This window comes from Ilumatobacter sp. (assembly GCF_046290335.1).
Taxonomy (GTDB): Bacteria; Actinomycetota; Acidimicrobiia; order Acidimicrobiales; family Ilumatobacteraceae; genus Ilumatobacter_A.
Genome location: NZ_JBKAGH010000004.1, coordinates 113,511 through 135,412, shown reverse-complemented (window position 1 = coordinate 135,412; position 21,902 = coordinate 113,511). Strand labels below are relative to the sequence as shown.

Sequence of the window (21,902 nt, the reverse complement as noted above, 5' to 3'; positions counted from 1 at the left end):
GCGATGCGAGGCCGCGGGGAGATCGTGGTGGGCGCGCCCGACGTGTTGCGCGTCGCCCGTTCGGAGCCGCCGTTCAGCGTTCGCAAGTGTGCCGATCGGATCCTGTTGGCGGCGTCGGCGGCCGGTCCGCTCGGTGGTGACGAACTCGAACTCGACGTCGTCGTCGAAGCCGGGGCGCGAGCCGACATCGGATCGGTCGCCGCGGTGATGATCCACCCGGATCCGACCGGTGCTGCGTCCACGCAACGATCTCGGCTGACCGTCGGGGCGGGCGGTCATCTCGATTGGCGACCGGAGCCGGCGGTGTCGATCGCCGGATCCGACCACTCGGTCGACACGACCATCGACCTCGCGGCTGATGCGACGTGTCGGATCGTCGAGGAGGTCTCCCTCGGACGGTCGGGGGAGCCGTCGGGTCGTCTCCGCCTCTCGTTCCGCGTGGTCCGCGCGGGCGTCACGCTGGTCCGTCACGCCGAGTCGTTCGGCCCCGACGTCCTCGGCGCCGGCAGCGTCGTGTCGGTCGGTGCCGGTCGACACGTCGTGTCGTGCGTCCTCGTCGGCGTCGACGCGAGCGACTCGCGAGTCGCCGCCGACGGTGCGTGCCGGGCCGCCTGGTTGCCGGTCGCCGCCGACGCCGCCGTCGTCTTGGTGGTGGCCCCCGATCGCCCGGCCGCGATCCGAGCGCTCGATACGGTCGCCCCCGAACTGGCTGGCGCTCAGCGCTGACCGAGGCGGGCGGCGGCGACGAGGCGATGGTGGCGTTCGGCCGCTTCGGCCGCGAGCGCGCGGCGATCGACGAGGGTCGGCTCGCCGTTGCGGACGATCACGCGTCCGGAGACGACGACGTCGCTGACGCTGCGGCCGTCGCTGGCCCAGATCAGTTGCAGGACCGGATCGGGGGAGCGGGGCACCCATTCGGGTCCGCTGGTGTCGATCAACACGACGTCGGCACGCTTGCCGACCTCGAGCGACCCGATCTCGTCGCCCATGCCGATCGCCTGCGCGGCGCCCAGGGTGGCGTGATGCAGTGCGTGGTGTGCGCCGAAGACGGTCGGGTCGCCCGACATGTCCTTGGCGAGTCCGGCGGCCAGGGCAGCGACGCCGAGGATGTCGATCGCGTCGCCGGCGTTCTCGGCGTCGCAGCCGAGCGCGACGCGTCCGCCGCGTCGGATGAACTCGACGTGGCGACCGGCCCGGGTCACTCCCTGGCCGAGGCGCAGATACGCCCACGGGCAGTACGCGATCGCGACGTCGGCGGCGAGGAGTCGATCGAGTTCTGCGTCGTCGAGGTGGACGCCGTGGCCGAGCAGGACGTGCGGGCCGAGTGCTCCGATGTCGTCGAGGTGGACCGCCGGTCGCTTGCCGGTTCGGGCGAGATAGCTGATCGGGTCGCTGTCGGTCGGGGCGAGGTGGAACGTCATGCCGGTCTGGCTGGATCGCGCCAGATCGCTCGCCGCGACGACCAGTTCGTCGCTCATCAGGTCGTGGCCGACCAGGGTGACCCAGCCGTCGATGAGTGGATGGTCGGCGGTGAGGTCGAGCACGTGGCGCTGCCGGTCGAGCACCTCGTCGACCGTGCCCGCCCACGGCTCACCCGCGACGTCCCATCCCCAACTGCCGAGCGTCCCGGACGCGCCGACCGCGTCGAAGCCGGCGAGCACACGATCGGGATGCGCGACCGTGCCGGCCTCGACGGTGAACGTGATGCCGTTGCACACCGCTTCGACGAGCGAGAGCGTGGCGGAGAGCTGGTCGTCGTCACCGGTGTGCGCAGCGTGCGCTGGCACGGCCCACTCGAAGATCGCTCGGCCCGATTCGAGGTCGTCGGGGATCATCGAGCGGATCAACCGGTCGCCGGTCAGGTGCTGATGCGCGTTGATCAGCCCAGGGATCGCGAGGTGCTCGGTGCTGCCGATCTCGGCGGTGCCGGGGTGACGCGACCGGACGTCGTCGAGTGGCCCGATCTCGACGATCCGGTCACCGCCCACGGCGATCCCCGTCGCCCCATCGATCGGTGCGACGCCGGGCACGAGTGTCAGCACCGTGCCAGCGACGACGATCAGTTCGGCGTGCGAGTCGGGCGAGGGAGTGTGCATGAGACGGTTGTGGGTAACGAACGCCGGGCCGTCGTATCGTCCTGCGCCGAGCCGAGCGGCGGGGCCTCGACTGCGGGTGTACGTTACAACGATGACGGTCCTGCCCGGTCGGTGGATGGTGGTCGGGTTGGTTGGGGTGCTCGTGGTGGTGGGGTGTGGGAGCGATGGTGAGCGTGCGTCGGGCGAGTCGTCGGGGGAGGTTGAGGTGACGTTGTCGTCGATTCCGTTCTGTGCTCCGATGGATCTGTCGCGAGGGAGTGATATCGGTCGGCCCGCCAATGTCGACTGGCCGTCCTCTGAGTTCGCAGGGCGGTACTCCGAGGCGTTGTGGGAGATCGGGGAGCGGTACGGGTCGAATCCGGCGTTCGCCGTGGTGGGGAATCGGCCGTTGGGCGACAACGTGATGGAGATCGTGGTGGGGTTGACCGGTGAGGATGCGGATCTGGAGGCGGAGATCGAGGCGTTGATCGCGCGGAAGGTGGGTGCGGAGTTCGTCGAGTTCGTTCAGGTGCGGTTCGAGCCCACCCGTTTCAGTGCTGTTGAGATGGACGCTGCGTCACGGCAGCTGTCGGATCGAAGCACCTGGGATCCACCTCTGCCATGGTCGGGCGGGATCCGACCGCAGGTGCTCCCGAGCGGCAGCATCATGGACGTGTATCGCATCGAGTTGTACGACGTGACCGATGCCGACAAGTTGGCTGAGCGGTTCGACATTCCTCCGCCGTATGACATCTACTGCATCGAGCCGGAACCACAATCCTTGGCCTCTGCTGAGTTGGGCGATCTCTCGGACGGCTGATCCCGCCGAATCGTGACGGTGACCGGGCCTGAGATTCGGTGAAGGGGCTATGGTAAGACCATCAGACCACCTGAAGGGACCACCAGCCTCATGTTGATCGAACAGGATGCACTCCGCCATCAGTGGTATGTCGTCGCGGAGTCCAACGACGTCGCTGGCGCGCCGGTGGCGGTGCGCTTGCTCGGGGAATCGTTGGTGCTGTGGCGCAGCGCCGACGGTGCGGTCGTGGCGGCGCCCGACCGCTGCCCGCATCGCGAGGCCCCACTCAGCGGTGGCACCGTCGACGACGGGTGCATCGTGTGTCCCTACCACGGCTGGCGCTTCGGCGACGCCGGACGCTGTGTCGAGGTCCCGTCATCCGGTGCTGGCCGACCGGTCCCGCCGACCAGCCACCTCACCACCGTGCACGTGGCGGAACGCTACGGCCTGGTCTGGGTGTGCCTGGACGAACCGCAGGGCACCATCCCGGCGATGGCGGCCGACGACGACCCGGCCTACCGGCGCATCAACACCGGTGTCGACACCTGGACCGTGTCGGCCACCCGGATGACCGACAACTTCCTCGACATCTCTCATTTCCCGTACGTGCACATCGGCACGTTCGGCATCCAGGAGAACCAGGACGTCCCGAAACTCGATCTCGGCCCGCTCGACGACGGCTACTTCGGCTACGAGTACGAGGTCGACGTGCGCAACGAGGCGGGTGCGGTCGCATCGGGCCTCGACGGCGACGTCATCACCCGTCGGATGACCACCAGCTTCCACCTGCCCTTCACGGTGCGCAGCACGATCCACTACGAAACCGGCCTCGACCACCTCATCTTGCTGTGTTCGACGCCGATCGACGACGTCACCTCGTACTTCACGTTCGTGGTGTGGCGCAACGACGACTTCTCGGTCCCCGCCGAGGACATCATCTCCTTCGACCGGGCGATCGGCGCAGAGGACAAGGCGATGCTCGAACGCATCCCCGGTGTGCTCCCGCTCGATCAGAAGGCGACGGTGAGCGTGCAGTCCGACAAGCCGTCGGTCGAGTGGCGCCGCCAGTTCGCGGCGATGCTCAGCCTGGTGTGACCGCTCAGCCGGTGAGGTAGCCGGTGGTGTCGACGACGAGGTGGGTGCCGGCTTCGGAGAAGAACGAGATCTGATCGCCGGTGCCGATCGGGAGGATCGCCGCGTTGGGTCGCGTGTCGTCGGGTCCACCCAGGTTGAGTGTGGCGCTCAGCGGCCGGTCGGTGCCGGTGGGGTAGCCGGTGACGAACCCGCGGTTGGTGGCTCGTACGCCGGCGACGTTGAGGATCGCGCCGGATGCGTCGTCGGGGATCCCGACGGCAGCGTCGACGAGTGCCTGGATCGTGTCGCCGGCGTCGATGAATCCTTTGGGTCCGGCGCCTTCCGAGCCGGGGCGGGTGTCGAAGACTCGTGTGGGTGTGAGTGGCACGAACAACCCGTCGAATCGGAGTGGCCCGCCGTCTGCGGTGACGTAGCCGGTGACGTCTCCTGACAGGTGCGCGCCACCGCTGGTGAACAGGCTGATCTTGCCGTCGGTGCTGACCGGCAGCATGACGAGGTTCGAGTTGGTGGCGCCGGGTTCGGTGAGGTTGAGTACTGCGGCGAGCGGTCGTGCTGCGCCGTCGGGGAAGGCGGTGACGAATCCGGGACCTGTGGCTTGGATGCCGGCGAGGTTGATGACGACGGCGGCGACGCCGGTGGACGGGATGCCGGCGACGCCGGTGACTTGGACGTCGATCGTGTCGCCCGCTGGGACTTTGCCTTTCGGACCGGAGCCCGGCTGGGACTCGCGGGTGTCGAACAGGCGTTGTGGATCCACCGTGACGATGCGGCCGTCGTCGGAGCCGAGGCCGACCTCGACGTAGTACCCGGCGACGTCGCCGGCGAAGTGCGCGCCGCCTTGGGTGTAGATCGACACCTTGCCGCCAGCCCCGATCGGAACGGTGACGAGATTGGGTCGGGTCTGGCCGGCCGCGACCAGGTTGTGTGTGGCGGCGAGCGGTCGATCGGCGCCGGTCGGCCACGTCGTGACGAACCCGGCGCCGGTCGAGTTGATGGCCGCGACGTTCATCACGACGGCGACGGCGTCGCTCGGGATGCCGGCGACCCCGGTGATCTGCACGTCGATCGAGGAGTCGGGAGCGACCTTGCCTTTCGGGCCCGGTGCCGCCTCGCTCTCGCGGGTGTCGAACAATCGCTCCGGCGGCAACGGCACGAACTTCGACGCCCCACCCGAGCCCGGAGACCCCGGGGGCGTGGTCGGTGGGCCGATGATGATGATCGGGTCGTCGGGATCGGGCGGGGGGTTGCGGATCCCGCCGATCTCGATGGCGCCGGGCTCGCAGCCATCCCCCGACGGTCGAGCGGTCCCCCACTGGTCGTTGGAGACCGGTCCGATGTTGAAGCCGGAGGTGCAGGCCGACACGGGGATGTGCGAGAACAGCGCCGAGCCGAGTTCGGGGCCTCGCCCGATGCCGTCAGAGTTCGGTTGGACATCGCCGTCTGGTCCGCCGACGATGGCGCCGAGCCCGGTCGGGCTGTTCGTCAGGTCGGTCGGCGCGCCGAAGCCGCAGGAGTCGCCCTGCTCGACGTTGTAGCCGCCGGACTGGGTCACGAAGGGGTCGGCGCAGTTCGCCCCGGCGTTGTCACCGATCACCGATGCGGTGACGAAGTCGAAGCCTCCCAAGCCGTTCCCGGTGAAGTCGAGCGCGGCGGGACCGCCGTTGTTGGTCATCGTCACGAACGTCAGGGTCACGTTGTCGGCGGCGACCGCCGCACCCCGAGCGCCGCCCCCGTCGCCGACCTCGTTGAACATGAAGGTCGTGTTGGTCGCGTCGAAGGCGCGGTTGAAGTTCGATTCGCCGTACACCCCTCCGCCGTGTCCGGCCGCTTGCCGGCCACCGAAGAGGGAACCGACCCCGCCGTCGCCGGTGACGTTGTCGTCGAACACGGTGGCGGTGACCGTGGCCGTCGCTGCGGGCGACACGATCGCCGCACCGCCGCCGTTGCCGCCGACGCCACCGGTCGTTCCGTCACCGCCTCGGCCGCTCCGGTTGTCGTGGACGTAGGAGTCGTCGAGGTCGAGGCGGCTGGTGATGTGCAGCCCCCCGCCGTCACCTCCTGCACCGCCGGTGCCGAAGCCACCGACACCGGCCGCCCCAGCACGGTTGTTGTCGAATTCACTGCCGGTGATGTCCGCACTGAACGCGGTCACGCCGCCGCCGTTGCCACCTCGTCCGCCGACCGCGGAGAAGGTCCCGCCGCCTGCACCGGCCGACGACGAGCTGACGTCGACCCCCGACAACGTCAACTCGGCGGCGCTGATCGAGCCGCCGGCGCCGCCCAGACCTCCCCCCGACGTGACGGACGATCCGCCGGCACCGGCACGGTTCGACCGGAAGATGCTGTCGGTGGCCGTGACCTCGTCACCCCTGATCGCGCCACCCGATCCGCCGAACCCTCCGGTCTGGTCGTTGCCCCCTCCGCCGTTGCCGGCATGGTTGGCCACGAACTCCGAACCGGAGATCGTCAGCGAGGAGAACCGTGTGCTGATCGCGCCACCGCTGCCTCCGCCCGACGGGACGTCGCCGTTGTCGTTGCCGTCGCCGCCGTTCCCCGCCCGATTGTTCGTGAACTCGGAGTCGATCACGATCACCGGGCCGGCGGAGAACACCGCCCCGCCGTCGCCTGCCACCTGCGCGTTGCCGAACCCGGCGACCGCGTCCGCGGCATCGGATGCCGCGTTGTCGCTGAACAACATGTCGACCAGTTCGAGGGTGCCGACCGCCGCGCGTACACCCGCGCCGGAGAAGTCACTCGTCAGCGCTCCCGTCCCGATCGGCACGTCGGCGAGGTCGTTGTCGCTCACGTTGAGATGCTCGAGCCGCAGCGTTCCCGAGCCTCGGTGGTCGATGGTGCGATCGCCGTCACACGACTGGACGATCACGGTCCGCGCTGCGCTGTTCCCGACGACCGTGAGGTCCTGGTCGCCGGTGAAGTCGAGGTCACCGGAGACGTTGGCGTTGTCGGGGTCGACCCCGAACGGCGGCACATTGCACCCGCCGATGGTGACCGACGAGGCGTTGATCACGATGCGATCGATGCTCGGGTTGCTGTTCGCCTCGCTGAACGCTGCGCGTAGCTCGGTGCCGTTCGTGACCGAACGGGTGACGGCATGGACGGGTGACGACGGAGCGATCACCGCGATCGAGGCGGTGACCAGCGTGACGACGGTCAGGTGGCGCAGCATGCTCACATCTTCGACGAGCCCCCACGGGAACGCATGAGTAGTCGCTACTCAGGCGCACGCCTACGATCGGCACATGGCCGAACCCGTGGACGTCCTGCCCTCCGACTGGCGCGAGCAGGTGCTCGAACTCGCTGCGCAGCGCGATGCGGTGATCCTGGCGCACAACTATCAGCTCCCCGAGATCCAAGACATCGCGCATCACACCGGCGATTCGCTCGGCTTGTCGAGAATCGCGGCCGAGGTCGACGCGTCGACGATCGTGTTCTGCGGGGTCCACTTCATGGCGGAATCGGCCAAGATCCTCAGCTACGACAAGACGGTGTTGATCCCCGACGAGCGAGCGGGCTGCTCACTCGCCGAGACGATCACCGCCGATCAGCTCCGAGCGTGGAAAGCCGAGCACCCCGGTGCCGCAGTCGTTTCCTATGTCAACACCACTGCAGCGGTGAAGGCCGAAACCGACATCTGCTGCACGTCGTCCAATGCGGTCGACGTCGTCGCGTCGATTCCGGCCGACCAGGAGATCCTGTTCTGCCCCGACCAGTTCCTCGGCGCGCACGTGCAACGGCTCACCGGCCGGGAGAACATGCACATCTGGATGGGGGAATGCCACGTTCACGCCGGGATCAACGGGGCCGACCTGAAGGATCGGGTCGACGCGGAGCCCGACGCCGAGTTGTTCGTGCATCCCGAGTGCGGCTGCGCCACGAGCGCGCTGTACCTCGTCGGCGCAGGCGTCGTGCCCGAGGAGCGCACGAAGATCCTGTCGACCGGCGGCATGATCCGAGCCGCTCGTGAGACCACGGCCTCGACGGTGCTGGTGGCGACCGAGACCGGGATGATCCATCAGCTTGCCAAGGCCGCCCCGCACGTCGACTTCCAACCGGTCAACCGCGCCGCCGTCTGCAAGTACATGAAGATGATCACGCCCGCCAAGCTCCTGCGATCGCTGCGCGACGGGCGCGACGAGGTCACCCTCGATCGAGAGATCGCCGATGCCGCCCGACAGTCGGTCGAGCGGATGATCGCGATCGGCACGCCCTCGCCGACAGCCGAGTGACGGATCGATGAGCCTGCCCCGGCAACTGGCGGCACCAGCCTCAACGTGGGAGCGCGACGTCGACATCGTCGTGCTCGGATCCGGCGCTGCCGGGTTGTCGGCCGCGCTCGCGGCGCGCCCGGTCCGCAGCGTGCTGGTCGTCACGAAGGACGTGCTGTCGGCCGGGTCCACGCAGTGGGCGCAAGGTGGACTCGCCGGCGTGCTCGACCCGGCAGACTCGCTGGAGCATCACGTCCGCGACACGCTGGAGGCGGGAGCGGGCCTCTGCGACGAGGCAGCGGTCCGGCAACTGGTGGCCGACGCGCCGACCTCGATCCGCTATCTGATGCGCCTCGGGGCGGCCTTCGATCCGAGCGCGACGGGCCAGCTCCGTGACGGCCTCGACCTCGACATCGCCCTCACTCGGGAAGGCGGACACAGCCACGATCGCATCGTCCACTCCGGTGGCGATCGTTCCGGAGCCGAGGTGCAACGCACACTCGACGAATCCGCGGTCGCCGCGGGCGTCGACGTCATGAACCACGCCTTCGCGCTCGACCTCGTGGTCGGCGTCGGCGTCGACGGCGTCGAGCAAGTGGCCGGCGTGCGTGTCGCACGCACCGACGCACACGGCGTCGTGCAGTCGGTCGGCACGATCACGGCTCGGGCCGTCGTGATGGCGAGCGGCGGCTACGGGCAGGTGTTCGCGTCGACCTCGAACCCGCCCGCGGTGACCGGCGACGGCATCGCGATGGCGTTGCGCGCCGGCGTCCCGGTGCGCGACATGGAGTTCGTCCAGTTCCATCCGACCGTTCTCTGGCGCGGACCCGAGGCACGCGGGCAGCAGGCGCTCGTGTCGGAGGCGGTGCGCGGAGAAGGCGCGATCCTCCTCGACGCAGCCGGCGACCGGATCATGACCGGGGTCCATCCGCAGGAAGATCTCGCGCCGCGCGACGTCGTCTCCGCGGCGATCAGCGACCGCATGGCGCTGGCGCCGGGTGGTGTCGACGACCACGTCTACCTCGATGCAACCCACCTCGGCGAGCGGTTTCACGAGCGGTTCCCGTCGATCACCGACGCGTGTCGCGAGATCGGTCTCGATCCGGCGACGGATCGGATCCCGGTCGCTCCGGCCGCGCACTATTCCTGCGGCGGCATCGTCGCCGGTCTCGACGGCGCGACGGCACTGCGCGGGCTCTACGCGGTCGGTGAGGTCGCCTCGACCGGCGTCCACGGAGCGAATCGGCTCGCCTCCAACAGCCTGACCGAATCGATCGTCGCCGGGACGCGAGTCGGCAGAGATCTCGCGTGGGAGTTGCCGACCCGGGCGCGGGTCATCCCCGATTCCGCCACCGACTTCGGCAACGTGCTCTCGTTCGAGTCGGTGCTCTTCGACCCGATCCGGTTGCGTGAGGTTCGGGCCGCGATGTCACGCCACGTCGGTGTGCTGCGCAGCGCATCCTCGCTTGCCGCCGCACTCGGAGCACTCGGGTCGATCGCTCGGCAACTCGGGCCAGACGTCGAACCCGACCGCCGGTCGTGGGAGGCGACCAACCTGCTCACCGTTGGTTCTGCGGTGGTGTCGAGCGCCCTCGCTCGCACCGAGAGCCGCGGCTGTCATCGACGCAGCGACCATCCGGCATCCGACCCGTCGTGGGTACGTCACCTCGGCGTCTGGCTCGACGCGACTGGTGCGATCGACGTCCAGCCCGGGTCCGCTCGACCGAGCGCGACCTAGGATCGCCTCGTGTTCGTGCTGCATCCGCTGTCGGAATCGACCCGGTCGATGCTCGGCGAGGCTGGTCTCGATCCGGATGCGGTGGCCTTTCTGATCCGCTCGACGGTCCAGGAGGACCTGCTGGGTGGCGTCGACGTCACGTCGATGGCCACGATTCCCGCACACCAACGAAGTGTGGCGACCTTCGGAGCTCGATCGCCGGGCGTCATCGCCGGCCTCGCAGTGGCCGCCGCGGTCATCGAGACGGTGTGCGGCGACGCAGCCAGTGAGTTCGAGCTCCTGGTCGACGACGGTGCGCGGGTCGACGCCGGCACCGACATCGCTCGTGTCACCGCTCCGACGCGGTCCATGCTCACGGCCGAGCGGACGGCGCTGAATCTGCTCTGTCATCTCTCCGGAGTGGCGACGCTGACGCGCCGTTGGGCCGATGCCTTGGTGGGCACGTCGGCGAGCGTCCGTGACACGCGCAAGACGATGCCCGGGCTGCGCGCACTCGAGAAGTACGCCGTGCGCTGCGGGGGTGGGGTCAATCACCGGATGGGTCTGTCGGACATGGCGTTGGTGAAAGACAACCACATCGCTGCGGCCGGCGGCGTCGCCGAAGCGTACGCACTGGTGCGTGCGCTCGTCGGCACGATGCCGGTCGAGATCGAAGTCGACTCGCTCGACGGGTTGCGTGAGGCCATCGCCGCCGGGGCCGACGAGGTGCTCATCGACAACTTCTCGCTCGACGCCATGCGCGAGGCGGTCGCGATTCGCAACGAGATGAACCCGGACGTGCGGCTCGAAGCGAGCGGCGGGCTCACGCTGGAAACGGCCCGGCGGGTCGCCGAGACGGGCGTCGACCTGATCGCCGTCGGTGAACTCACGCATTCGGCCAGCGTGCTCGACATCGGCCTCGACCTGCATTCGGTGTTCTGACAGTCTCACTCGCTCATGTCGGAGCGGGTTCGCGCCGATACCAACGCCGTGCCCGTTCGAACGTCACCGCCTTCGCAGGGTGGTGGCGCGCGCCCGCACACGAACGAGCTGCCCAATCCGTGGGAGCGGCGAGACCCGACCGTGCAGCGAGTGGTGCTCACGGTCACGATCTGCATGCTCGCGATGGTGCTGCCGCTCGGGCCGAATCGGTTCGCGCTCGCCGGGATCATCGTGGTCGTGCAGGTCGTGGCGACGCTGTTCATCAACCGTCGCACCGATCACGTCGTCGACCGCCTCGGCTTCATGCTCGTCGTCGAGCATTCGCTGGCGTTGCTCGCCGGGGTGCTGACCCCCGCCGCCTACGTGGGCGCGAACATCGTCACCGTCGGGTCGCTCGGCGCCAACGCGGCGTACCTCGATCGCCGATGGCTTCGCCGTGTCGCGATCCCGACCGTGCTGGCGGCCGTCGTCCCGCCGATGGTGACCGAGGTGTCGAACGCCGGCGTCGTCGTCTGCCTCGGGCTGGTGTTGTCGATCCACACCGTGCGCAACCGGAGCAGCGCCGTCCTGCAAGCCGAGGAGATCGCCAAGTCGGCACAGTGGCAAGCCGAGCACGACGCACTCACCGGACTCCCGAACCGGCGAGTCCTGCGCGCCGAACTCGATTCGCTCGGTGAGGACGACGACGTCGGCCTGCTGCTCGTCGACATGGACAACTTCAAGGAGATCAACGACACGCTCGGCCACGACTTCGGTGACGAGGTGCTGTGTTCGATCGCCGATCGCCTGGCCGGGCTCGACGACGACGTGCTGGTCGCGCGTCTCGGTGGTGACGAGTTCGCCGTGGTCGTGCCAGGGGGACGTCACGTCGCCGAGCGCATCGCCGCCGACGTCCACCGCATCTGGCGTGAGCCGATGATGGTCCGCAAACTGTCGATCGTGGCCGAAGGATCGATCGGCATCGCCCACACGACCGACGTCGACCACGAGCACCTGCTGCGGTGCGCCGACATCGCGATGTATCACGCCAAGCGGTCGGGCGTCGCGTCGTCGTGGTATCAGTCGAAAGACGACCCGCACAGCCGCCGACGTCTACAACTCGTGCTCGACCTTCCCGACGCGGTCGTCAACGGTGCGGTCCACCCATGGTTCCAGACGCAAGTCGACCTGCGAACCGGTGACGTCGTCGGCGTCGAAGCGCTCGCCCGATGGGAGCATGACGAGTTCGGCCTCGTCTCGGCCGGCGAACTGATCGACCTGGTCGACCTCACCGGTCTCCATCGTCGACTGACCGAGACGATGATGTCGCAGTCGATCCGTGCCGCCTGCGCATGGCCCGAACACCTTCGTCTGTCGGTCAACGTCGTCGTCGGCGACCTGTGCGACGCCAGCTTCGCCGCCCGGCTCACCGCGCTGCTCGGCTCGACCGGGTTCGACCCGTCGCGACTCACGATCGAGATCGTCGAGGTCGACACCGACATCGCGTCACCGATGGCGTTCGAGACGATCGCGATGGTGCGGGCCCTCGGGGTGTCGGTGTCGCTCGACGACTTCGGCACCGCGTACTCGTCGCTCGCCAGACTCGGTCTCTTCGACGTCGACGAGGTCAAGATCGACCGACACTTCATCTCGCGCATGCTCGACGACCATCGAGACGCAGCGATCGTCGATGCGATCGTCGCGCTCGCGCATCGACTCGGCATGCGCGTCGTCGCCGAAGGGGTGGAGACGGCGAGACTCGCGAACGCAGCCCGCCAGGCCGGTATCGATGTCGCGCAGGGCTACCTGTACTCGCGTCCGCGACGCGAGCCACGTTTCCCGATGGTGGCAGCGATCTGGCCCCTGGTCGAGCCCCGAGGAGCCGACGACCAGTAGTCGCTGGTCAGTACGTGCCGACGAGTTCGACGACGAAGATCATGTCGGTGTTGGCGGGCAGGCCGCCCTGGGGGTTGCCCGCATCGCCGAAGCCATCGGACGGCGGGATCGTGATCGCCCGCCGACCGCCCACCGCCATTCCGTCCATCCCGCTGAGCAGCCCGGGGATGAGCTGATCGGTGTACGGGATCTGCAGGGGATCATTGCTCCAGTTGGATTCGATGGCCACGCCGTTGTCACCGCGGAAGTTGACGTAGCGGATCAGCGCCGTCTTGCCGAGTTCGAGGACCGCACCGTCGCCGACGACGAGATCTTCGAAGGTCGTCTCGAGCGCACCCTCGGACAGTTCCACGCCGGGCTCGGTCGGGGCGTCCGCCGGGTCCGCCTGGCGGACCACGGAGCGGACATCGATCACGAACGTGAGGTCTTCGTTGGCTCGGATCACCTCGCTGCGCTCGGCGTCGCCGTACGCGAGTTCGCTGGGGATGTCGAGCTGGACTCGCTCACCGGGCAGCGCACCGAGGAGACCGTCTTCCCAACCGGCGATGACGCCGCCAGAGCCGAGAGTCACCGGGAACGGCGCGCGGTCGTAGCTGTTGTCGAACTCGACGCCATCCTCAGACCGGACGCCGATGTAGTCGACGATGAGCGTGTCGCCGGTTTCGGCCGGATCGCCCGCACCTTCGATCAGCACGGTGCGCACGAGTTCGGTCGGAGCCTCGGCGGGGATCTCGACCTCCGGCTTGTCAGGGCTGGTGGGCGGCGGCCCGACGTCTTCGAACGTCGTCTCGGGAGCCTCGTCGGTCGTGGGCGACTCGGCGCTGGATTCCTGGCCGGCCGATTCGCTCGTGTCGACGGGTCCGTCGTCGGCCGTCTCGCCGCCGTCGCTCCCACAGGCCGTCACAGCGAAGAGTCCGATGATGACGAAGTGAGCAGTTCGGCGCATTGCGACGACGCTACTGGCGACTTCGGCGTCGGCGGTGTCACGCGGGACGTGAGGCCAACCAGGCTGCCTCGGCTCGACCGAGTTCGGTACTCGGCGCCGCGTCGACGAACGGCCAGAGTTCGGAGGCGATGCGCCGGTAGTTGCCGGTGGCGCCGAGTTCGCCGAGGAGCGCGTAGAGGCCGAGGTTGATGCGCTGGATGAAGACGAACGCTCGCGGCACGGTCGCGTACTGACTGATCGGGCTGGTTCGGTCGAACGTGTGGCGCACGACCGAGTTCGCATACTCACGGGTCCAGGTCATCTCGGCATCGGTACGGACCGTCTCGTAGAACAGCGAGAAGTACTCGCCCACAGCGTCGGTGTCGACCGGAGCGTCCGCCAAGAGCATCCCCACGCGTTCGAGGATCCGTCGGAACTCCTCCGGATCGTGGTCGACGGCCGCCGCCTTCACCATCGACCCGAACGTGGTGAGCTCGTCGGGGGTGAAGTGTTTGACGAGCCCGAAGTCGAGGAACGTGACGGTGCCGTCGTCGTGGAACAGGTAGTTGCCGGGGTGCGGGTCGCCGTTGAACGCGCCGAAGCGGTACAGCGACCGGAACACGAATCGGAAGATGATCTCGCCGACGTGGTCGCGCGTCGCTTGGCCGCGCTCGAGCATCTCCGACCAGCGGTGCCCGGTGGCGAGTTCGGTGGTGAGCACCCGCGTCGTCGAGTAGGCGGCGACGACGTCGGGAACACGGATGAACGGGTGATCTCGGTAGTAGTCGGCGAAGCGCTGCTGGTTGGCGGCTTCGAGCGCGTAGTCGACCTCGTCGGCCAGGCGGATCTTGATCTCGTCGACCATCTCGGACGGGTCGAGGCCGCCGAACCCCTGCTTGAGCAGCAGGCCGAGCATGTCGGCGTTGCGCAAGTCCGAAGCGATCGCCTCACCCACGCCCGGGTACTGCACCTTGACGGCGACCGCCCGCTCGATCACCCGCCCGTCGGCATCGGTTGCTGCGATCAACGCACGGTGCACCTGCCCGATCGACGCGGCGGCGATCGGCTCGTCGTCGAACTCGATGAACAACTCGTCGATCGACCGACCCAACTCGGCCTCGATCGTTGCTCGGGCGAGGTCGGTCGACATCGGCGGAGCCTGGGACTGCAACTGAGACAGCGCGAGTCGCAGCGGCTCGGGCAACCCGTCGTCGAGATAGCTCGCCATCTGGCCGAGCTTCATCAGGGCGCCCTTCATCTGACCGAGTTCGGCCGCGACCTGCTCGGCGGTTCGGAACTCGCGGGCACGGTCGAGCTCGACGCGTCGCTCGGCCGACGCGAACGTCTTGCGCGCCGCCGTGGTCGCATACGTGCCGCCGACGCGGGCGCCCATCCGGGCGAGTCGAGCGCTTCGCCGAGTCCACGACCGGTCGAAGTGGCCAACGGCGGTAGGGCGGCGAGCGAGGGCGACGGCTCCGGCCGCGGCGCCGAGCACGCTCGCGGTGAGGAGCAGCCGGCGCCCGGCGGTCATGGCGGGCCTGGCGGTCATGGCGAGGTCGATCGTTGCACGACGGAGCCGACGGCGCGCAACAGTGCCGGGACGAACGCGTCGGATCCGGCGACCACGGCGTCGTGATCGCCGGGCACGCGGTGAACCTCGACGCCCGGGATCAACTCGAAGAGTTTCGTCTGTCGCCGCCGGCTGACCACTTGGTCGTCCATCGTGACGACCATCGACACGGGGACGTCGATCTGGCCGATCCACGGCACCGAACTGAAGTTGCCGATCTCGGTGCCTGCTTCGAGCAGCATCCGCCAATCGTGGGTCGCCGCCTGCTCGATCGCCCAGGGCTCCCACTGCTCGGCTTTGCGGTTCAGGTACAGCTGCTCGGTCAGCCAGGAACGCGCCTGTTCGGGCGTGACGCGAGCCAACGCTGCGAGCCCGGTGAGGCCGAGGAACGACCATCGTTCGGCTCGGCGCGAGCTGAAGAATGCGGCGGTGGCGCACAAGACGAGTCCGTCGACGCGAGCCGGGTGCCGGTGCCCGACGAGTTGTGCGATCGGACCACCCATCGAGTAGCCGACCGGGATGAACCGGTCGATGCCGAGTGCGTCGGCAACCGCCACGGCATCGTCGGCACAGTCCTCGAGTCGAAACCGCTTCTTCGTGCGCAGGCCGCTGCCGTGTCCACGATGGTCGTAGGAGACGACGCGGTACCGTTCCCCGAGCGCGTCGTAACACTTGAACCAGTTGAGGTCGCCAGTCGCCGTCCAGCCGTGCAGCAAGATCACCGCTGGCCCGTCGAGATTGCCGAATTCGCGCACGACGAGGTCGCCGAGGTCGGCGAGTTCGATCCGCCGCTCCGGCGGCAGGTCGGGGACCACGACGGGCGACGTGGGACGAGCCGGACGCGGCGATCGGACGTCGGTGTCGGCCACGTCAGGTGGGGCGCTCAGACGGATTCGACCTTCAGGACCTTGACCGTCAGCGAGCCGTTGGGAGCTTCGTAGGTGATCGTGTCACCGACGGACGCGCCTTCGAGCGCTGCGCCGAGCGGTGAGGTCGAGCTGATGACATCGGCGTCGGGTGCGTGTTCTTCCATGTTGCCGATCATGTAGCGCTCGGCCATGTCGTCGGAGTCGCCGTCGTAGACGATGGTGTAGATCGGACTCGCGTTGACGATCTCGGCGTTTTCGATGAGGTGCTCGAGCTGACGGATTCGGCCTTCCATGTGGCCTTGCTCGTCTTTGGCCGCGTGGTAGCCGGCGTTCTCCTTGAGGTCACCTTCTTCGCGGGCCCGCTCGATCTTGTTCGCCACCTCGATACGGCCACGAGTCGTCAGGTCGGTGAACTCCGCCTGCAACCGGTCGTACGCGGCTTGGGAGAGCTGCGGGTTTGCCATGACGAGCAAGGCTACCGAAACGTAGGCTCGACTCGGTGGGAGAGCTGCCAGACGAGTCGACGCGCTGGCCGCCGCCGGTCGGCGAGATGCAGCCACCCCCCGTCGTCGGTGCCGCGTTGCCGTTGCGTCGTCGCCGAGTCGTCGGTGGGGCACTCGCCGTCGCAGGAGCGCTCGGCGTCACCGGGCTGCTGTTGCTCGGTCTCGGGTCTCGTGCCCCGGGCGACTCGAGCCAGACGGCCGGGCTGGCATCGTCAGAGGTCGTGGTCACCGGCGACGTGCCCGTGACCACGACCTTCACGGCGTCGTCGAGCGCCACGTCCGTGCCGCCGACCGTCCCGACGAACGCGGCGCCCGTCGTGGCGAGCGAGGTCGAGCAGCCGGACGCCCGGTCGACACCTGTGACGGCGCCGGCGCAGGACGATGCTGCGCCGGCCGTGGTCGCCCGGCCGATCCCGGACGAACCTCCGCCACCGCCTCCGCCGGCCGCGCCGCCGCCACCATGGGCAGCGTCGAGAATCGTCAACGCTGCGGGCGACGTCTCGACCGATGTCGGTTGTGCGGCTGACACGTCGGCGGCCGGACTCGATGCGTTCTTCGCTGCTCGCGTCGGACCCGTGCTCGGTTGGGACTATCAGCATGTCTACGACCTCGGCGGCGGACGAGCGCTCTGGCTGTTCCAAGACACCTTCATCGACCAATCCGGCACCGCCGACTCGCTCGGGGGCGCGTCGTTCGTCCACAACGCTGCGCTGGTCCAGGACGGCGCGTGCTTCCGTCTCGTCCACGGCGGCACCCCCGAGCGTCCGGCCCCGTTCGAGGACGGGACCGGCACGACGACGTTGTCGCGATGGTTCTGGCCGATGGGGGGTGAGCGGCATGGGGATGTGCTCCACGTCTTCTGGGCCGAGATGCGCAAAGACGCCGACGATCCCGTCCCGCCCGACGGCCTCGGCTGGCATCCGGTTGCCACCCACCTCGCGACCTACGACCCGGTGACGCTCGCTCGCCTCGACTTCCGCCCGGCGCCGAACGCCGGCGCGGAGCCGATCTACGGGTACGCCGTCGTCAGCGACGACGAGCACACCTACCTGTTCGGCAACACCTTCGAACAGAACCTCGCCCGAGGCGGCGGCTGGGCGAACGGACCGCACAGTGGGACGCTGATGTTCTTGGCCCGCGTCCCGAGGGGACAGCTGAGCGTCGCCCCGGAGTACTGGCGAGCCGAAGGTTGGGATCGAGACCCGGCGGGCGCGCAACCGATCCTCGCTCGTCACTGGGCCGAGTTCCCGATGCAACCGCGCCTGATCGACGGGCAGTGGGTGGCGACGACTGCAGTCAACGGCTACTGGGGTGACGAGTTCACGCTCGACGTGGCTGCGCAGCCGTGGGGACCGTGGACGACGGTGGAGTCGCGTGCGCTCCTGCCTCGCGGCGCCGACCCGACGATGAACACCTACCACGCGCATCTGTTGCCGCAGCGCGACGCTGCAGGGAATCTGATCGTGACCGTGTCGAACAACGCACGCGACATGCTGCGCGACGCTTGGCCGAACCCGCGTCGATATCGACCCGAGGTGTTCACGTCGCCGTGGCAGACCGTGCCGCCTCCGACGACGACCACCAGCACCACCAGCACCACCAGCACCACCAGCACCACGACCACCACCAGCACGACCAGCACCACGACGACCAGCACCACGACGACCACCAGCACGACCGTCACCCCGACCACGAGCACGACGACGACCACCAGCACGACCGTCACCCCGACCACGAGCACGACGACCAGCACGGTGCCAACATCTGCGACCACCGTCGCCGGCACGACGATTCCCTAGGCTGTGGCGCCTATGGCGCACAACATTGCAGTGATCGGTGGAGACGGCATCGGACCGGACGTGACGGCGGAGGCGATCAAGGTCGTCCTCGCCGCCGGGGTGGACGTCGCCACGACCGACTTCGATCTGGGCGGCAGCCGCTACCTGCGCGACGGCGAGATCCTGTCGGACGACACGCTCGACCAGTTGCGCGAGTTCGACTCGATTCTGCTCGGCGCGGTCGGCCATCCCGACGTCGCTCCCGGTGTCATCGAGCGAGGACTACTGCTCAAGATGCGCTTCGACCTCGACCTGTACATCAACCAGCGGCCCTTCGTCGGCACCGCTCCCGGCGGCGACACCCCGCACGACTTCGTGGTCGTGCGCGAAAACACCGAAGGCCCGTACGTCGGCGAAGGCGGTTCGCTGCGCACCGGCACGCCCCAGGAGGTCGCGACCCAGGGTTCGTTCAACACCCGCTTCGGCGTCGAGCGGTGCATCCGCTATGCCTTCGACCTCGCGCAGCGCCGTGACCGCAAGCACCTGACGCTGGTGCACAAGACCAACGTGTTGCAGTTCGCCGGTGGACTGTGGGAGCGCACGTTCAACGAGGTCGCCGCCGAGTACCCGGACGTCAGCACCGCCTACAACCATGTCGACGCGGCCTGCATCTACTTCGTGCAGGACCCGCACCGCTACGACGTCGTCGTCACCGACAACCTCTTCGGTGACATCCTGACCGACCTCGGCGGAGCCGTGTCGGGCGGCATCGGCCTGGCGTCGTCGGCCAACCTCGACCCGACGCGTACGAGCCCGTCGATGTTCGAACCGGTGCACGGGTCTGCCCCCGACATCGCCGGCCAGAACCTGGCGAACCCGACCGCGGCGATCTTGTCCGCGGCGCTGATGCTCGATTTTCTCGGTGAAGCCGACGCCGCCGAACGAATTCGTGCAGCGTGTGTGGAGCCTGTCACCGGCAGCACCACAGACGTAGGTGACGCCATCGCCGCCCGCGTGCGAAACTGACCCGACGTCCACCCGTATCGGTTTGTGTCAGAGACAAACCGATACGCATCACCACCTGCGTACGGAGCCACGATGCCCATCACCCCCACCGACAAGATCTGGATGAACGGCGAACTCGTCGACTGGGACCAGGCGCAGGTGCACGTCCTGACACACGGCCTGCACTACGGCAGCGGTGTCTTCGAAGGCATCCGCGCGTACGAGACCTCGCAGGGTCCGGCGATCTTCCGGCTCACCGAGCACATCAACCGCCTGTTCAGCTCGGCGAAGATCCTCGGGATGGAGATCCCGTACACGGTCGCCGAACTCATCGACGCCACGAAGCAGGTCGTCGCGGTCAATGGTCTGCCGTCGTGTTACATCCGCCCGATCGCCTACCTCGGCTACGGCGAGATGGGCCTCAACACGCTGCCGTGCTCGGTCGACGTGTCGATCGCCTGCTGGCCGTGGGGCGCCTACCTCGGCGACGAAGCGGTGACCAAGGGCGTGCGGATGAAGATCTCGTCCTGGACCCGCCACGACCACAACACGATGCCGCCCGCGGCCAAGACCACCGGCAACTACGTCAACTCGTCGCTCGCGAAGGTCGAAGCGCTGAAAGCCGGCTATGACGAGGCGATCATGCTCGCCCCGAACGGCCTCGTTGCCGAGTGTTCGGGTGAGAACATCTTCGTCGCCCGTCACGGCAAGCTGATCGCCCCGCCCTTGTCGGCGGGCGCGCTCGAAGGCATCACGCAGAACACGGTGATGACGATCGCCCGTGACCTCGGCTTCGAGGTCACGCTCGACAACCTGGCGCGCAGCGATCTCTACATCGCCGAGGAGGCGTTCGTCTGCGGTACTGCGGCCGAGGTCAGCTCGGTCAACTCGGTCGACGACCGCTCGATCCCGTGCCCCGGACCGATGACGCTCGCGATCGCCGAGACGTACATGCAGACCGTCACCGGTCAGGACGACCGGTACAAGGATTGGTGCGAACTCGCGGTCTGATGGGAGCACGCCGCCGATCGGTTGCCAGACTGATCGTCATGACGGCGACAGAATCCGAACACGTCACCCCGGTCGAAGTCGGACACGCCCGGAGCGCGGGCCCGTCGGTGCAGGACTTCCTCGCTCGTGACACCCGGCCGGTCCCGGCGTCGATGCTCGACAACAGCGCGGCCCCGCAGGGGGCGGCCGACGTCCCCAAGTCTCGCTATGTCGACGCGCGCTTCGCCGAGTTGGAGAACGAGTACCTGTGGACCTCCACGTGGCAGATGGCGTGCATGGAGGTCGATCTCGAACAGCCGGGCGACCACGTCGTCTACGACGTCGCCGATCAGTCGCTGATCGTGGTGCGGACGAAGGCGGGCGAGATCAAGGCGTATCACAACGCGTGCCTGCACCGCGGGACGAAGCTGCGCGTCGATGATGGACGCGTCGCGTCGTTCCGTTGCCCGTTTCACGGATGGCGGTGGGACCTCGACGGCACGCTCACCGAGCTGCCCGCCGAGTGGGACTTTCCGCAGGTGTGGGAGCAGCCCGACTCGTGTCTTCCCGAGGCGGCCGTCGCCACCTGGCAGGGCTTCGTGTTCGTCAACATGGCCGAGGATCCGCAACCGTTCGACACCTACGCCGACAAGTTGATCGAGCACTTCGAACGCGATTTCGACATGACCGGTCGTTACCGCGCCTTCTGGGCCACCAAGGAGGTGCCAGCGAACTGGAAGGTGTGCATGGAAGCGTTCGGCGAGGGCTACCACGTGATCGCCACGCACCCGCAGATCCTCGAGTTCACCGCCGACGAGAACAGCGAGTACTCGATCTGGCCCGAGTCTCCCCACGTCACACGCTTCGTCAACGGCTTCGGCGCGCAGAGTCCGCACCTGTCCGAACTCACGCCGCAGCAGGTCGTCGACGCGTACCTGGCCTTTGCTGCGAACTCGCCGAAGGGCAAGGTGCCCGACGGCATGCGCATCGACGTTCCCGACGACGCGAACCCGAGGGCGGTCGTGGCCGACATCTTCCGAGCGGCGATGTCCGATCGATTCGGCGTCGATCTGTCGGATCGATCCGACACGGAGTTGCTCGACGCGACGCTGTACCACCTGTTCCCGGCATTTGCCCCCTGGGCGGGGATCGGCCAGTCGCTCGTCTATCGCTGGCGACCGGGGAGCACCCCTGACACCTGTTTCATGGACGTCATCCGCATGGCTCCGAATCCTGACGACGGCTCGGTGCCCGAGCCCGCACCCCAGCAGCGGCTCACCCTCGAGCAGCGGTGGCACGAAGCGGAGGGGATGGGTCAACTCGCGGACGTCTTCCAGCAGGACATGGACAACCTGCCGCGTGTGCAGGCCGGGTTGAAGTCGCGTGGCAAACGCGGGGTGAGCTTCGGCGTCTACCAGGAGACCCGGATGCGGATGCACCATCGGATGATCGACGCCTACATCGACGCCGGACTCGCCCGCGACGTTCGTTCGGCCGACGAACTCGACCCGTGGCGGACCCCGGCGGGCTGAC

General features: G+C 68.2%; 17 protein-coding genes. 11 read left to right on the top strand and 6 right to left on the bottom strand.

The window, feature by feature from the left end:
• The first annotated feature begins 3 nt into the window (after positions 1-3).
• Positions 4-726, top strand: a complete 723-nt coding sequence (locus ACE37B_RS16675; RefSeq protein ID WP_409924462.1) for an urease accessory protein UreD — start codon at positions 4-6, stop codon at positions 724-726.
• Here the strand turns inward: ACE37B_RS16675 and ACE37B_RS16670 are convergent.
• The gene (locus ACE37B_RS16670; protein WP_409924461.1) at positions 717-2,096 is read right to left on the bottom strand and encodes an amidohydrolase family protein; all 1,380 of its coding nucleotides are present in this window, start codon (positions 2,094-2,096) and stop codon (positions 717-719) included. The genes ACE37B_RS16675 and ACE37B_RS16670 overlap by 10 nt on opposite strands.
• Positions 2,097-2,187: 91 nt before the next feature.
• Here ACE37B_RS16670 and ACE37B_RS16665 point away from each other — a divergent pair, with 91 nt between their 5' ends.
• Positions 2,188-2,895, top strand: a complete 708-nt coding sequence (locus tag ACE37B_RS16665; RefSeq protein ID WP_409924460.1) for a hypothetical protein — start codon at positions 2,188-2,190, stop codon at positions 2,893-2,895.
• Between the two features lie 90 nt (positions 2,896-2,985).
• On the top strand, positions 2,986-3,969 hold the full coding sequence (locus ACE37B_RS16660) for a Rieske 2Fe-2S domain-containing protein (RefSeq protein ID WP_409924459.1): 984 nt from the start codon (positions 2,986-2,988) through the stop codon (positions 3,967-3,969).
• A 4-nt stretch (positions 3,970-3,973) separates the two neighbouring features.
• Here ACE37B_RS16660 and ACE37B_RS16655 read toward each other — a convergent pair whose 3' ends face one another.
• Positions 3,974-7,156, bottom strand: a complete 3,183-nt coding sequence (locus tag ACE37B_RS16655) for a hypothetical protein (protein ID WP_409924458.1) — start codon at positions 7,154-7,156, stop codon at positions 3,974-3,976.
• A gap of 73 nt (positions 7,157-7,229) precedes the next feature.
• Here ACE37B_RS16655 and nadA point away from each other — a divergent pair, with 73 nt between their 5' ends.
• The 4 genes from nadA to ACE37B_RS16635 all read left to right on the top strand — a co-directional run bounded on the left by nadA (position 7,230) and on the right by ACE37B_RS16635 (position 12,729).
• Positions 7,230-8,216 (top strand): quinolinate synthase NadA, encoded by a 987-nt coding sequence (nadA, locus tag ACE37B_RS16650; protein WP_409924457.1) that lies wholly within the window; start codon positions 7,230-7,232, stop codon positions 8,214-8,216.
• Positions 8,217-8,223: 7 nt separating this feature from the next.
• Positions 8,224-9,933 carry an L-aspartate oxidase gene (locus tag ACE37B_RS16645; protein WP_409924456.1) on the top strand — a complete coding sequence of 570 codons (1,710 nt, stop codon included), beginning with the start codon at positions 8,224-8,226 and terminating at the stop codon, positions 9,931-9,933.
• 9 nt (positions 9,934-9,942) lie between these two features.
• Positions 9,943-10,854 (top strand): carboxylating nicotinate-nucleotide diphosphorylase, encoded by a 912-nt coding sequence (gene nadC, locus ACE37B_RS16640; protein WP_409924455.1) that lies wholly within the window; start codon positions 9,943-9,945, stop codon positions 10,852-10,854.
• A gap of 150 nt (positions 10,855-11,004) precedes the next feature.
• Entirely contained in the window at positions 11,005-12,729 is a 1,725-nt protein-coding gene (locus tag ACE37B_RS16635; RefSeq protein ID WP_409924454.1) for a putative bifunctional diguanylate cyclase/phosphodiesterase, read from the top strand.
• 7 nt (positions 12,730-12,736) lie between these two features.
• On the opposite strand, the gene ACE37B_RS16630 is transcribed toward ACE37B_RS16635, so the two are convergent.
• From ACE37B_RS16630 to greA, 4 genes are read right to left on the bottom strand one after another with little or no spacing between them, the layout of a single operon-like run.
• Entirely contained in the window at positions 12,737-13,675 is a 939-nt protein-coding gene (locus ACE37B_RS16630) for an FKBP-type peptidyl-prolyl cis-trans isomerase (RefSeq protein ID WP_409924453.1), read from the bottom strand.
• A gap of 37 nt (positions 13,676-13,712) precedes the next feature.
• The gene (locus tag ACE37B_RS16625) at positions 13,713-15,203 is read right to left on the bottom strand and encodes an ABC1 kinase family protein (protein ID WP_409924452.1); all 1,491 of its coding nucleotides are present in this window, start codon (positions 15,201-15,203) and stop codon (positions 13,713-13,715) included.
• On the bottom strand, positions 15,200-16,093 hold the full coding sequence (locus ACE37B_RS16620) for an alpha/beta fold hydrolase (RefSeq protein WP_409924451.1): 894 nt from the start codon (positions 16,091-16,093) through the stop codon (positions 15,200-15,202). Before ACE37B_RS16620 ends, ACE37B_RS16625 begins: the two co-directional genes overlap by 4 nt.
• A 14-nt stretch (positions 16,094-16,107) precedes the next feature.
• Complete coding sequence (gene greA, locus ACE37B_RS16615) at positions 16,108-16,557, bottom strand: transcription elongation factor GreA (protein ID WP_409924450.1); 450 nt, start codon at positions 16,555-16,557, stop codon at positions 16,108-16,110.
• A gap of 35 nt (positions 16,558-16,592) precedes the next feature.
• Between greA and ACE37B_RS16610 the strand changes: the two genes are divergently transcribed.
• The 4 genes from ACE37B_RS16610 to ACE37B_RS16595 all read left to right on the top strand — a co-directional run bounded on the left by ACE37B_RS16610 (position 16,593) and on the right by ACE37B_RS16595 (position 21,901).
• Positions 16,593-18,395, top strand: a complete 1,803-nt coding sequence (locus ACE37B_RS16610; protein ID WP_409924449.1) for a hypothetical protein — start codon at positions 16,593-16,595, stop codon at positions 18,393-18,395.
• Positions 18,396-18,407: 12 nt separating this feature from the next.
• Positions 18,408-19,400 carry a 3-isopropylmalate dehydrogenase gene (locus ACE37B_RS16605; RefSeq protein WP_409924448.1) on the top strand — a complete coding sequence of 331 codons (993 nt, stop codon included), beginning with the start codon at positions 18,408-18,410 and terminating at the stop codon, positions 19,398-19,400.
• Positions 19,401-19,472: 72 nt separating this feature from the next.
• Entirely contained in the window at positions 19,473-20,390 is a 918-nt protein-coding gene (locus ACE37B_RS16600) for a branched-chain amino acid transaminase (RefSeq protein ID WP_409924447.1), read from the top strand.
• 38 nt (positions 20,391-20,428) lie between these two features.
• Positions 20,429-21,901, top strand: a complete 1,473-nt coding sequence (locus ACE37B_RS16595; RefSeq protein WP_409924446.1) for an aromatic ring-hydroxylating oxygenase subunit alpha — start codon at positions 20,429-20,431, stop codon at positions 21,899-21,901.
• Position 21,902: the final 1 nt, after the last annotated feature.